This is a genomic window from Pseudomonas sp. 382, from assembly GCF_002759075.1.
GTDB classification, from domain to species: Bacteria; Pseudomonadota; Gammaproteobacteria; order Pseudomonadales; family Pseudomonadaceae; genus Aquipseudomonas; species Aquipseudomonas vlassakiae.
On the sequence record NZ_PEMX01000005.1, the window covers coordinates 130,312 to 143,539 of the forward strand.

A 13,228-nucleotide genomic window follows, 5' to 3' on the forward strand; every position below is an offset into this window, starting at 1 on the left:
AAGGTGTGAAGGCCGCGGATGTTAATGTAAGGGATTGTAAGGCACAATTGAGACTCGTTACCATTCGCTATAAATTTACAATCTTTACATATTCTCTTTACGATTTATGGACACTGAATCGTCTAAGGCACAGTCAGGCCTTGTGCTGCGTAAAAGGGAATCAATATCATTGAGCCTTTACAGATCTTGACGGTGCTGCCGCATGCTGCTTCATATCCCAGGGTTGTTCGACGCCGATGAACTGGCCCGTATCCGCGAGGCACTGGCGCAAACCGACTGGGCCGATGGCAAGGTCACGGCCGGTTACCAGTCGGCTAAAGCCAAGCACAACCTGCAACTGCCGGAAGGGCACCCGCTGGCCAAGGAAATCGGCAGCGCCCTGATCGACCGCTTGTGGCAGACCCCGCGTTTCATGTCGGCGGCCTTGCCGCACAAGGTGTTTCCGCCGCTGATCAACTGCTACCGCGAAGGCGGCAACTTCGGGTTCCACATCGACAACGCCCTGCGCCAGCCCAAGGGCAGCCCGGAACGGGTGCGCACCGATCTGTCCTCGACCTTGTTCCTCAGCGAACCGGACAGCTACGACGGCGGTGAACTGGTGATACAGGACACCTATGGCGTGCAGCAGGTGAAGCTGGCGGCCGGCGACCTTGTGCTGTACCCGGGCACCAGCCTGCACAAGGTCAACCCGGTAACCCGTGGCGTGCGCTACGCGGCGTTCTTCTGGACCCAGAGCCTGGTGCGCGAGGACAGCCAGCGGGCGTTGCTGTTCGAGATGGACAATGCCATCCAGCAACTGACCGCCGATGTGCCGGACCACCCGTCCTTGCTGCAACTGACCGGCACCTACCACAACCTGCTGCGCCGCTGGGCCGAGGTCTGAGCCGTGTCCTATCAGCTGCGTCGTGAAGAAGTGGTGGATGCTGCCGGCCTGCAGGCCATGCTCGAACACAGCCCCGGCAAGGCGGCCCAGGCAATCCTGGCGGCAGCGGGGGAGGGCATGGTCGAGGCGCAGTTGCTGCTCGGGCAGATTCTGCTCGACGGGCGTGGCATCGAGCAGGATGCCGGTGTTGCCCGGCGCTGGTTCGGCATTGCCGCGCAGGGCGGCAGCGCCATGGCGCACAACATGCTCGGTCGTTGCCTGGAGCATGGCTGGGGTGGCGAGGTGGACCTGGCACAGTCGGCCATTCACTATGCACGGGCGGCCGATGCCGGGCTGGATTGGGGGCTGTACAACCTGGGCAACCTGCTGGCCACCGGGCGTGGCCTGCCGGCCAACCAGGCCCAGGCGCTGACCTGTTACGAAAAGGCGGCGCAGATGGGCCATGCCAAGTCGATGAACCTGTATGGGCGTTACCTGGAGCATGGTATCGCCACGGCGCCGAGCCCGGTGCGGGCGGTGCGCTGGTATCGGCGTTCGGCCGAGGCGGGGGATTTTCGTGGGATGTTCAGCCTGGCGATGGTGCTGATCGAGCGAGGTGAGCTGGCCGAGGCCGGGACCTGGCTGGAGCGGGCGCGAGTCGAGGGGAATGAGAACTTCCTGCGCAGTGCCCTGGTGACCTTGCAGGGGGCGGGACCCATGTTGATGGCCTTTGCCGGGAGCTATGCCGAAGAGCTGCAGCGGCGCCAGGCCTGATTTCGCCTGTACCGGCCTCTTCGCGGGCAAGCCCGCTCCCACAGGTACGGTGACCGACCTGAGGCAAACACTAATCCTGTGGGAGCGGGCTTGCCCGCGAAGGGGCCGGCACAGGAGAGCACAAAATGAAAACGGGGCCTTTCGGCCCCGTTCTGCATTACAGGTAGTAAGCCTTCAGCGGCGGAAAGCCGTTGAATTCCACTGCGCTGTAGCTGGTGGTGTAGGCACCCGTCGACAGCCAGTACAGACGGTCACCAATGGCCAGGTTCAGCGGCAGGCCGTACTTGTAGTTCTCGTACATGATGTCGGCGCTGTCGCAGGTCGGACCGGCGATGACCACTTCTTCGGCTTCGCCTTTCTTTTCGGTCCAGATCGGGAATTTGATGGCTTCGTCCATGGTTTCGATCAGGCCGGAGAACTTGCCCACGTCGGTATAGATCCAGCGCTCGACGGCGGTGCGCGACTTGCGAGCGACCAGCACCACTTCGCTGACCAGGATACCGGCGTTGGCAATCAGCGAACGGCCTGGCTCGAGGATGATCTCTGGCAGGTCGTCACCGAAGTCTTCCTTCAGGAAGCGGATGATCTCTTCGGCGTAGGTCTCGAGGCTGTTGGTACGGGTGATGTAGTTGGCCGGGAAGCCGCCACCCATGTTGATCAGCTTCAGCTCGATGCCGTCTTCTTCTTTCAGGCGCTCGAAGATGACCTTGACCTTGGCAATGGCCGCGTCCCACACGCTGATGTCGCGCTGTTGCGAACCGACGTGGAAGGAGATGCCGTAAGGCACCAGGCCCAGGTCACGGGCAAGGATCAGCAGGTCCATGGCCATGTCGGTCTGGCAGCCGAATTTGCGCGACAGTGGCCAGTCGGCCGTGGTCGAGCCCTCGGTGAGGATACGCACGTACACTTTCGAGCCCGGTGCGGCCTTGGCGATGTTGCGCAGGTCGGCTTCCGAGTCGGTGGCGTACAGGCGCACGCCCTTCTCGTAGAAGTAGCGGATGTCCTTGGATTTTTTGATGGTGTTGCCGTAGCTGATGCGGTCGGCGCTGACACCACGGCCCATGACCTTGTCCAGCTCGTAGATCGAGGCGATGTCGAAGCTCGAACCTTTCTCCTTGAGCAGGTCGATGATCTCGACGGCCGGGTTGGCCTTGACCGCGTAGTACACCTTGGCGAATTCGAAACCAGCACGCAGGTCGTCATAGGCCTGGCTGATCATCTGGGTGTCGATGAGTACGAACGGGGTTTCCTGCTTGTCGGCGAACGCCTTCATTTTCTGGAAGGTGTCACGCGCGAAATAGTCTTCGACCTGGATCGACATGCTCAGGGACTCCATGGGCAAACTGAATGATTAAGTGGCTGCAAACTGAACGTCCTCCGTATCCCCACTTTGGTTCGCCTACTCAGTACTTGAGCCGGATGGATCGTTTCCAGCATGGACGTTCGGCGCGCACTTTAGGGCGTGAAGAATGCAGAATCAACAGGCAATCCGGGGGCGATCGTCGTGGAACGGCGCCCTACCCGATGAATAACCGACTCGCATGACCACCTGATGTTCCCCTGGGTGTTTCAAGCGTAAAAAATTGTGGAATGGATCGCGTTGACCCCTTCGCGGGTAAACCCGCTCCTACAGGGTTTTCGCAATTCCTGTGGGAGCGGGTTCACCCGCGATGGGGCCTGTGGTGTTCATATTTATGGCCACATTTTCCTGGCACTGCCGTACATGAAAAACACGATAAATTTTTTGTTACCGTCGGGCAGATTTGCCGTTATGGATGAGAAACATTACTATTCGCACCCTTATCCGCCTCCCTGACGACCCCGACCGTGTCCGGACACAAAGGCTTCCTCGACCACTACCATGAGCTGATCGGCACCTGGACGCGCAAATTGCGCAGTCGTCAGCAGGCCGAGGACCTCACCCACGATGCCTTTGTCCGGGTACTGGAAAACCCGCGCGAACAGGTCGGGCAGCCCCGTGCCTACCTGCACCAGACCGCCCGCAACATCGCCGTGGATGGTTTCCGTCGCGAAGACCGGCGCCAGAGCCTGGCGCTGGAGGCCTTCGATGAAGGCGTGGCTACCAGCGACGATCCGGAAGCCTACGTCCATGCCCTGGAACTGGCCGACAGCGTCGAGCGGGCGTTGGCCGAGTTGCCGCTGAACTGCCGCCGGGTGTTCATCTGGCAGAAGCTTGAAGGCCTGAGCCAGGCCGAGATTGCCGAGCGCATGGGTTTGACCAAGAACATGGTCGAAAAGTATATGATTCGCACGCTCCGACATCTGCGTGAGCACCTGGATGTGTCAGCACGATGAGTCAGGAGACCTTTCCCATGAATCAGCACGGTTCCGAGACCGTCCGTGAGCAGGCGGCCGAGTGGTTCGTGCGCATGCAGGACGCGCCGCGCGATGCCGCGCTGCAAAGGCAGCTACGTGCCTGGCTGGCTGCCGACCCCAGCCACCGTGCCGAGTACGATGCCCTGGCCACGGTCTGGAGCGCGGCGCAGCTGATCCCGCGCCAGCGCCTCGAAGCGCTGTGCGAGCCGGACCCGGTACGCCAGCTGCCAGAGCGGCGCTTGTTGCGCCTGGCGCTGGCGGCGAGTGTGGCGGTGGTAGCGTTGGGGCTGGGCTGGACGGGCTGGCACTACCAGCAGCTCAATCACCAGGATCGGTTGCAGACGGCCTTTGGCGAGCGCCGCCAGGTCGAGTTGCCCGATGGTTCGCACCTCGAACTCAACGGCGCCACCCAGCTGCGCGTCGATTTCAGTCCAGGCCGTCGGCACATCCAGTTGAACGCAGGTGAGGCGATGTTCATTGTCGCCCACGACAGCAGCCGCCCGTTCGTGGTCGACACCGCCCAGGGCAGCGTGACCGTGACCGGCACCCGCTTCGATGTGCGCCTGGACCCGGCCGCTACCCGGGTGGCGGTCGAGCAGGGCTCGGTGCGTGTGCAGGGCAGCGATGCCTCGCTGGCGCAACTGAGTGCTGGCCAAGGTTCCCACATCGACACGCACGGCAAGGTCGCCGCTCCTTATGCAGTCAACGCCAGCGCACTGACCGCCTGGCGCCAGGGTAAGCTGGTGTTCGACAACGCTACCCTCGCCGAGGTCGTGGCCGAAGTATCGCGCTACCGTGCCCAACCGCTGCGCGTGGCACCTGGCAAGGTCGCCCAGTTGCGCCTCTCCAGCACCTTCAGCACCGATGACACGGACGCGCTGCTGCGCGCCTTGCCGAGCATCCTGCCGGTGGCGATCAAGGCCCATGAAGACGGCTCTCGCGAAATAATCGCGAAATAGATTCAGGTTTTTTTCCGCTCGTTCGTCTTCCCCGCCAGCTGCAACTGCCAAGCATTTACATTCGCACGCGGTTGGCGTTTATTCCTTCTTCAGGATGTTTCGACGACGTGAACAACAACAAACCGTTTCCACGCCTGAGCGCTCTGGCGCTGGCCTTGGCGGTCAGCGCCGTGACCGTGAACGTTCAGGCCGAACAGGCCGAGCGCACAATCCAGATCCAGGCGCAGCCGTTGGCCTCGGCGCTGAGCCAGTTGGGCCAGCAGACTGACCTGCAGCTGTTCTTCAGCCCCGAACTGGTAGCCGGCAAGCAGGCCCCGGCGGTGTCCGGCAACCTGGCGCCCGAGCAGGCCCTGCAGCAACTGCTGCAGGGTAGCGGCCTGACCTACGAGAAGTCCGAAGACACGGTAGTGGTGAAACCGGCCCAGGCTGCCGGCACGCTCACCACCGGCAGCCTGGAGCTGGCGCCTACCGATGTGAAGGTGGTCGGTGACTGGCTGGGTGATGCCGACCAGGCCGTGGTGCAGAACCACCCTGGCGCACGTACCGTGGTTCGCCGCGAGGCGATGGAAGAGAAGGGCGCGATGAACGTGCGTGACGTGCTGCGCGGCATCCCGGGGGTGCAGGTGCAGGACAGCAACGGCACCGGTGGCAGTGACCTGTCGCTGAACGTGGGTGTGCGTGGCCTGACCTCGCGCCTGTCGCCGCGCTCGACCGTACTGATCGACGGCATTCCGGCAGCCTTTGCGCCCTATGGCCAGCCGCAGCTGTCGATGGCACCGATCTCCTCGGGCAACCTCGACAGCATCGACGTGGTACGCGGTGCGGGTTCTGTTCGTTATGGCCCGCAGAACGTCGGCGGGGTGATCAACTTCGTGACCCGGGCGATTCCCGAAAAGGCCTCGGCTGAGCTTTCCACCACGTTGGAAACCTCTCAGCATGGCGGTTGGAAGCACACCGAGTCGGCGTTCGTTGGCGGCACCGCCGACAATGGCATGGGTGTGGCTTTGCTCTATACCGGTGTGAACGGCAACGGCTATCGGGAAAGCAACAACGGCAACGACATCGACGACGTCATCCTCAAGACCCACTGGGCACCGACCGACGTCGACGAGTTCTGGCTCAACTTCCACTACTACGATGGCCGTGCCGACATGCCCGGTGGTCTGACCCAGGCCCAGTACGACAGCAACCCGTATCAGTCGCTGCGCGACTACGATTACTTCGCCGGCCGGCGCAAGGACGTGTCGTTCAAGTGGCAGCGCCAGCTCGACGATGCCACCCAGTTCGAAGTGCTGACCTACTACACCGACAGCTTCCGTGGCAGCGCCATCGCCGCTCGTGACATGAAGACCCTGTCGTCTTACCCGCGCAACTACCACACCTTCGCCATCGAGCCACGGGTGTCGCGGATCTTCTTCGCCGGCCCTACCACCCAGGAAGTCAGTGTCGGCTATCGCTACCTGAAAGAAGCCATGCGCGAGCAGTCGACCCGCCTGGCGCTGATCGATAATGTGCCGACGCCCACGCCGACCTCCGACGGTCACGTGTTCCAGGACCGCAGCGGTGGCACCGAAGCCAGTGCCTACTATATCGATGACAAGATCGATGTCGGCAACTGGACCATTACCCCTGGCATCCGCTTCGAACACATCAATACCGACTGGCGCGACCGCCCGGTGCTCGGTGCCAACGGCCAGCCGGTAGCGGAAAGGAACCGCAGCATCACCAGCAACGAGCCATTGCCGGCGCTGAGCGTGATGTACCACATCTCCGATGCGTGGAAAGTGTTCGCCAACTACGAGACCTCGTTCGGCAGCCTGCAGTACTTCCAGCTGGGCCAGGGCGGCACCGGCAACAGCACGGCCAACGGCCTGGAGCCGGAAAAAGCCAAGACCTACGAGTTGGGGACCCGTTATGACAACGGCGGCTTCGCCGGTGAGCTGACTGCGTTCTACATCGACTTCGACGACGAACTGCAGTACATCAGCAACGACGTGGGATGGACCAACCTCGGCGCGACCAAGCACCAGGGTATCGAGGCGTCGGTGCGCTATGACCTGGCCGGGTTGGACCCGCGTCTGGACGGCCTGTCGGTGAGCGGTGGCTACACCTATACCCGCGCGACGTATGAAGGGGATATTCCGGGCTTCAAGGGCCGAGACCTGCCGTTCTATTCACGTCAGGTGGCCACGGCCGGGGTGCGCTATGCGATCAACCGCTGGACCTGGAATCTGGATGCCTATGCCCAGTCCAAACAGCGTGCGCCGGGGACCGGGATCAATGCCGATGGCAGCTTCACGGGTGATTACATCACCGAGCCGAGTGCCGATGGGCAGTATGGTGATATTCCGGGGTATGTGACCTGGCATGCCCGTGGTGGATACGCGTTCGGGCCGCAGATGTCCAACCTGAAGCTGGCGGCGGGGGTGAAGAACCTGTTCGACAAGCAGTACTTCACCCGCTCCAGTGACAACAATGCCGGCATCTATGTGGGTGAGCCGCGGACCTTCTATGTGCAGGCCAGTGTAGGGTTCTGAGCCAAGATCGCCGGGGCCGCTATGCGGCCCTTTCGCGACACAAGGCCGCTCCTACAGAGGAACGCGATTTCCTGTAGGAGCGGCCTTGTGTCGCGAAAGGGGCGCCAAGCGCCCCCAGCGATTACGAAGCCACCGCCTCGGCCGGCGAAACAATGCTGGTCTTCGCCCCACGCGAGCGCCCCGAGCTCAGGTAAGCCGCAATCGACTCCTGCGTCACCTCACCCAGGAACACCTGCTCGGCATCCAGCACCGGCAACCACGCCCGGTTAAATTCGTACATCCGCGACAACAGGATGCGCAGGTGCTCGTCATGCGACGCCGTGGCATTGAACGGCCGCAGGAAGTCGCCACAGGTGCCTTGCTGGCGGTGCATGTCACGCCGGCGCACATAACCCAGCGCCTTGTTCTGCCCGTCGGTCACCACCACGTAGCGGCGGTCGTGCTCATCGAGCAGCTCCAGCGCATCGCTCACCGGCGTCTGCGGGCTTACCGAAGGCGCGTTGTCCGCTGCATCCTCGGCACGTACCAGCAACAGGCGCTTGAGCGTGCTGTCCTGGCCGACGAAGTTGCTCACGAAGTCATCCACCGGGTGCGCCAGCAAGGTATCCGGATGGTCCAGCTGCAGCAGCTTGCCAGCGCGGAAGATGGCGATCTTGTCACCCAGCTTGATCGCCTCGTCGATGTCATGGCTGACCATGATCACGGTCTTGTTCAGCGCCCGCTGCATCTCGAAGAACTCGTTCTGGATCATCTCGCGGTTGATCGGGTCGACCGCGCCGAACGGCTCGTCCATCAGCAGCACCGGCGCTTCTGCGGCCAGCGCCCGGATCACGCCGATGCGCTGCTGCTGGCCACCGGACAGCTCGCGGGGGTAGCGCTGCAGGTACTGCTTGGGTTCGAGCTTGATCATGTGCATCAGCTCGCGGGCGCGCTCGTGGCACTTCTGCTTGTCCCAGCCGAGCAGACGCGGGACCACGGTGATGTTCTCTTCGATGGTCATGTTGGGGAACAGGCCAATCTGCTGGATCACGTAGCCGATGTGCCGGCGCAGGGTCACTTCGTCGAGGGCGCTGGTGTCTTCGCCGTTGATCAGCACCCGGCCCGATGTGGGTGCGATCAGGCGGTTGATCATCTTCAGCGTGGTGCTTTTGCCGCAGCCCGATGGGCCGAGAAATACGCAGATTTCACCTTCGTTGACGGTGAGGCTTACAGAGTCGACGGCTTTGACGTCCTTGCCGTTGACGTTGAAGGTTTTGCTGAGGTTCTTGAGTTCGATCATGAGCGCAGTCCTTCTGGAGTCAGGGCACGTTGCAGGGTTTGCAGGAGCAGGTCGGCGATGATCGCCAGCAGGCTGACCAAAACGGCACCGACCAGCAGCATCGACATGTCGCTGCGGCTGATGGAGGTGAGGATGAGCACGCCCAGGCCGCCAGCGCCGATGGTGGCGGCGATGGTCATGACGCCGATGTTCATCACCACGGCGGTGCGCACGCCGGCGAGAATCACCGGCACCGCGATCGGCAGCTCGACCATGCGCAGGCGCTGGCCGAAGGTCATGCCGATGCCCCGCGCTGCTTCACGGATGCCGGGCTCGACGTTGGTCAGCGCCAGGTAGGTGTTGCGCAGGATCGGTAGCAGCGAATAGAGGAACACCGCGGTGATCGCCGGCAGCGGCCCGAGGCCTTGGCCGAACTTCGAGTAGAACGGCAGCAGCAGGCCGAACAGGGCGATCGACGGGATGGTCAGCAGCACTGTGGCACTGGCCTGTAGCGGGCCGGCGACGGCCGGGAAGCGCGTCATCAGGATACCCAGCGGCACGCCGACGATGATCGCCAGGCCCACGGCGATGCCAACCAGCATGATGTGTTGCCAGGTCAGCTGCAGCACCTGGGCCCAATCGAGGTGGGCGAATGTGTCGAGCAGGCTCATGGCTGTACCTCGCTTTGCAGTGGGTGCTCACGCAGGAAGGCGGCGGCCACCGTGGTCGGGCTCTGATGCGCGACATCGACCTTGGCATTGAGCTGGCGCATGGTTTCGTCATCCAGTCGCTCGGCCAGCGGCTTGAGCAGGCCGGCCAGTTTCGGGTTGGCGTCGAGCACCTGTTTGCGCACCACCGGGGCGGCGGTGTAGTCGGGGAAGTAGTGCTTGTCGTCTTCCAGCAGCTTGAGGTTGAACGCGCTCAGGCGGCCGTCGGTGGTGTACACGAGGCCCGCGAACACCTGGTTGTTGTGCATGGCGGTGTAGACCAGCCCGGCATCCATCTGGCGGATGTTGGCGCGGCCCACTTGCAAGTCGTACATCGCCTTGAGGCCGACCAGCCCGTCCGGACGGTTGGCGAACTCGGTGTCCAGCGCCACCAGGTGCTTGCGCTGGCTTTCGTCACGCAGCACCTGGTTGAGATCGCTGATCGTGTTGACCTGTGGATAAGCCTCGGCCACCTGCTTGGGCAAGCCCAGGGCGTAGGTGTTGCTGAACTTAGATGGGGTCAGCCAGATCAGGTCCTTCTTCGCGTCCAGTTCCTTGACCTTGGCGTAGGTGGCTTCGGCACTGGGCATGCGCTCGTCGATGTGGTTGTACGAGACTAGCGACACGCCGGTGTATTCCCACATCAGGTCGAGCTGGCCGGTTTCCTGGGCCTGGCGTGCGATGCTGCTGCCCAGGCCGGAGGTGACACGTACGTCGAAGCCATTGGCGCGCAGGTACTGCGCGGTAATTTCGGCAAGTACGGTCTGTTCGGTGAACACCCGCGCGCCGATGCGGATCAGTGGTTTTTCCGCTGCCTGGGCAAATCCTGCAAACAACAGGGCCGCGCCCAGCAGCAAGGCGATTCTCTTGGTCATGGGTTCCCTCGTGTTATCCAGCCAGGCCACGTTCCAGCCAGCGCTTGCTGGAGAAACTCACCGCAGCGTCCAGCACCAGCGCCAGCAAGGCGGTGCAGGCGGCGCCGAGCAGCAGTTGTGGCTGGTTGTTCAGGGCGATGCCGGGGAAAATCAGGCTGCCCAGGCTGTTGGCGCCGATCAGGAACGCCAGCGGTGCGGTGCCGACGTTCAGCGCCAGGGCCACACGCACGCCACCGACGATGATCGGCACGGCGTTGGGTAGTTCCACCTGCCAGAGTTGTTGGCGTGGGGTCATGCCGATGCCGGTGGCGGCTTCCTTGAGCGAGGCGGGCACGTTTTTCAGGCCCTCGTAGGTGTTGCGCACGATAGGCAGGAGAGAGGCGAGGAACAGCGCGAAGATCGCAGGCCCGGCGCCGATGCCCAGGATACTCAGGGCGATGGCCAGAACGGCCAGGGGGGGGATGGTGTTGCCAACGTTGAAGAACTGCATGAAGCGCTCGGCTTTGTCGACCCGGTGCGGTCGACTCAGCGCAATGCCGGCGGGGATGCCCACGGCCAGCGCCGCCGCCATCGAAGCCAGCACCAGGACCAGGTGCGCTTGCAGGTAGAACCCAAGATCGTCGCGATAACGCGCGATCGTGTCGATACCGATCCAGTGGATCAGCAGGGCCAGGATGACGAGCACGGCGGCCCATCCCAACAGCCCTTTTCCGTAGCGTGTAGCCACAGGCGGACTCCTTGTGTTGTCGGCGAGCACACTTCTTTTATTGCCGCCCTTGGTTGGCGGCGGTGGGTGTGTTCGCGAGTAGCAGCGTGAAGCAGCCGCAGGCTGCGCTCAGGCCATGAGCCGAACCCCGTCGGGCCCGAAAAAGCTGATGACACTAGCCCCCCAACCGAAGCGGGTTGCAGGGGGATGGACGTCTCCGTGGCGGTAAAGGTTCCCATCTGAGGCGGCATTTGGCCAGCGTTAATCACTGGGGTCTTGGCAAATATGGCGAGAAAAAACAGTGCATTAATGCGCTGTAGGCGTTGAAATAACTGCCCTGCGGCCTTTTGTCGTGATAAAGCGATTGTTTGTTGAATTTGTGGCGTCTGTTCCGGCCTCTTCGCGGGTTTACCCGCGAAAGGGCCGGCACAGGTGCCACTCATTCCTCAGGTTTTGGTCCCCGCCCAACTTCAGGTATGATATCGCCCCTTTTAAATCCCCCAGTCAGGCGATTTCCCATGACCAACCAGGCCGCCGAAGTCGCGAAGCGCCGCACTTTCGCAATCATTTCCCACCCCGACGCCGGTAAGACCACCATCACCGAGAAGCTGCTGCTGATGGGCAAGGCCATTGCCGTCGCCGGTACCGTGAAGTCGCGCAAGTCCGACCGCCACGCCACCTCCGACTGGATGGAAATGGAGAAACAGCGCGGCATCTCCATCACTACCTCGGTGATGCAGTTCCCGTACCGCGAGCACATGATCAACCTGCTCGACACCCCCGGCCACGAAGACTTCTCGGAAGACACCTACCGCACCCTGACCGCGGTGGACTCGGCGCTGATGGTGCTCGACGGCGGTAAAGGCGTAGAGCCGCGGACCATCGCCCTGATGGACGTCTGCCGCCTGCGCGACACGCCGATCGTCAGCTTCATCAACAAACTCGACCGTGACATCCGTGACCCGATCGAGCTGCTCGACGAGATCGAAGCCGTCCTGAAGATCAAGGCCGCGCCGATCACCTGGCCGATCGGTTGCTACCGCGACTTCAAGGGTGTGTATCACCTGACCGGCGACTACATCGTGGTCTACACCCCGGGCCATGGCCACGAGCGCACCGAAGCCAAGATCATCCAGAAGCTGGACTCCGACGAGGCCCGCGCACACCTGGGCGACCAGTACGACTCGTTCGTGGAACAACTGGAGCTTGTGCAGGGTGCCTGCCATGAATTCAACCAGGAAGAGTTCATCAACGGTCAGCTGACCCCGGTGTTCTTCGGTACCGCGCTGGGCAACTTCGGTGTCGACCACGTGCTCGACGCCGTCGTCGACTGGGCGCCGCGCCCGCTGGGTCGCGTGGCCCATGAGCGAACCGTCGAGCCTGTGGAAGAGAAATTCACCGGCTTCGTGTTCAAGATCCAGGCGAACATGGACCCGAAGCACCGCGACCGTATTGCCTTCATGCGCATCTGCTCGGGCAAGTACGAGAAGGGTATGAAGATGCGCCACGTGCGTATCAACAAGGACCTGCGTATCGGCGACGCGCTGACCTTCTTCTCCTCCGAGCGTGAGCAACTGGAAGAGGCCTATGCCGGCGACATCATCGGCCTGCACAACCACGGCACCATCCAGATCGGCGACACCTTCACCGAAGGCGAGGCGCTGGGCTTCACCGGTATCCCGCACTTCGCGCCGGAGCTGTTCCGCCGCGTGCGCCTGAAGGATCCGCTGAAATCCAAGCAGCTGCGCCAAGGCCTGCAGCAGTTGGCCGAAGAGGGCGCGACCCAGGTGTTCTTCCCTGAGCGCAGCAACGACATCATCCTTGGTGCGGTCGGTGTGCTGCAGTTCGACGTGGTCGCCAGCCGCCTGAAGGAAGAGTACAAGGTCGAGTGCGCCTACGAACCGATCACCGTCTGGTCGGCCCGCTGGATCGGCTGCGACGACAAGAAGAAGCTCGAGGAATTCCAGAACAAGGCCATGGAAAACCTGGCTATCGACGGTGGCGGTCACCTGACCTACCTGGCGCCGACCCGGGTCAACCTGGCGCTGATGGAAGAGCGCTGGCCGGACATCAAGTTCCGCGCTACCCGCGAGCACCACTAAGTATTGAATTGGGGCTGCTTTGCAGCCCTTCGCGGGCACGCCCGCTCCCACAGGACTATGCGATTTCCTGTGGGAGCAGGCGCGCCCGCGAAGGGCCGTAAAGCGGCCCCA

The 13,228-nt window shown here is 62.6% G+C and carries 11 protein-coding genes; 6 read left to right on the forward strand and 5 right to left on the reverse strand.

Going from position 1 to position 13,228, the window contains the following annotated elements; translation table 11 throughout:
- The first annotated feature begins 202 nt into the window (after nt 1-202).
- The gene (locus tag CQW31_RS08520) at nt 203-883 is read left to right on the forward strand and encodes a Fe2+-dependent dioxygenase (RefSeq protein ID WP_054887579.1); all 681 of its coding nucleotides are present in this window, start codon (nt 203-205) and stop codon (nt 881-883) included.
- 3 nt (nt 884-886) lie between these two features.
- Nucleotides 887-1,636 (forward strand): tetratricopeptide repeat protein, encoded by a 750-nt coding sequence (locus tag CQW31_RS08525; RefSeq protein WP_099814293.1) that lies wholly within the window; start codon nt 887-889, stop codon nt 1,634-1,636.
- A gap of 157 nt (nt 1,637-1,793) precedes the next feature.
- Here CQW31_RS08525 and CQW31_RS08535 read toward each other — a convergent pair whose 3' ends face one another.
- A complete protein-coding gene (locus CQW31_RS08535; RefSeq protein ID WP_054887581.1) occupies nt 1,794-2,957 on the reverse strand; it encodes a type III PLP-dependent enzyme in 1,164 nt (387 codons plus the stop codon).
- 506 nt (nt 2,958-3,463) lie between these two features.
- Here CQW31_RS08535 and CQW31_RS08540 point away from each other — a divergent pair.
- From CQW31_RS08540 to CQW31_RS08550, 3 genes are all read left to right on the forward strand, one after another.
- The gene (locus CQW31_RS08540) at nt 3,464-3,952 is read left to right on the forward strand and encodes an RNA polymerase sigma factor (RefSeq protein ID WP_054887582.1); all 489 of its coding nucleotides are present in this window, start codon (nt 3,464-3,466) and stop codon (nt 3,950-3,952) included.
- Between the two features lie 17 nt (nt 3,953-3,969).
- Entirely contained in the window at nt 3,970-4,932 is a 963-nt protein-coding gene (locus tag CQW31_RS08545) for a FecR family protein (RefSeq protein WP_099814294.1), read from the forward strand.
- Between the two features lie 107 nt (nt 4,933-5,039).
- Nucleotides 5,040-7,469 carry a TonB-dependent siderophore receptor gene (locus CQW31_RS08550; protein ID WP_099814295.1) on the forward strand — a complete coding sequence of 810 codons (2,430 nt, stop codon included), beginning with the start codon at nt 5,040-5,042 and terminating at the stop codon, nt 7,467-7,469.
- A gap of 121 nt (nt 7,470-7,590) precedes the next feature.
- On the opposite strand, the gene CQW31_RS08555 is transcribed toward CQW31_RS08550, so the two are convergent.
- The 4 genes from CQW31_RS08555 to CQW31_RS08570 are packed head-to-tail and all read right to left on the reverse strand — an operon-like array spanning nt 7,591 to nt 11,036.
- The gene (locus CQW31_RS08555) at nt 7,591-8,748 is read right to left on the reverse strand and encodes a betaine/proline/choline family ABC transporter ATP-binding protein (RefSeq protein ID WP_099814296.1); all 1,158 of its coding nucleotides are present in this window, start codon (nt 8,746-8,748) and stop codon (nt 7,591-7,593) included.
- Nucleotides 8,745-9,398 (reverse strand): ABC transporter permease, encoded by a 654-nt coding sequence (locus CQW31_RS08560; RefSeq protein WP_054887586.1) that lies wholly within the window; start codon nt 9,396-9,398, stop codon nt 8,745-8,747. Before CQW31_RS08560 ends, CQW31_RS08555 begins: the two co-directional genes overlap by 4 nt.
- Nucleotides 9,395-10,309, reverse strand: a complete 915-nt coding sequence (locus CQW31_RS08565; RefSeq protein WP_099814297.1) for a glycine betaine ABC transporter substrate-binding protein — start codon at nt 10,307-10,309, stop codon at nt 9,395-9,397. The genes CQW31_RS08560 and CQW31_RS08565 overlap by 4 nt, the downstream gene beginning before the upstream one ends.
- Before the next feature lie 13 nt (nt 10,310-10,322).
- Nucleotides 10,323-11,036, reverse strand: a complete 714-nt coding sequence (locus CQW31_RS08570; RefSeq protein ID WP_054887588.1) for an ABC transporter permease — start codon at nt 11,034-11,036, stop codon at nt 10,323-10,325.
- A gap of 497 nt (nt 11,037-11,533) precedes the next feature.
- Here CQW31_RS08570 and CQW31_RS08575 point away from each other — a divergent pair, with 497 nt between their 5' ends.
- A complete protein-coding gene (locus CQW31_RS08575; RefSeq protein WP_054886973.1) occupies nt 11,534-13,117 on the forward strand; it encodes a peptide chain release factor 3 in 1,584 nt (527 codons plus the stop codon).
- The last annotated feature ends 111 nt before the right edge of the window (nt 13,118-13,228 follow it).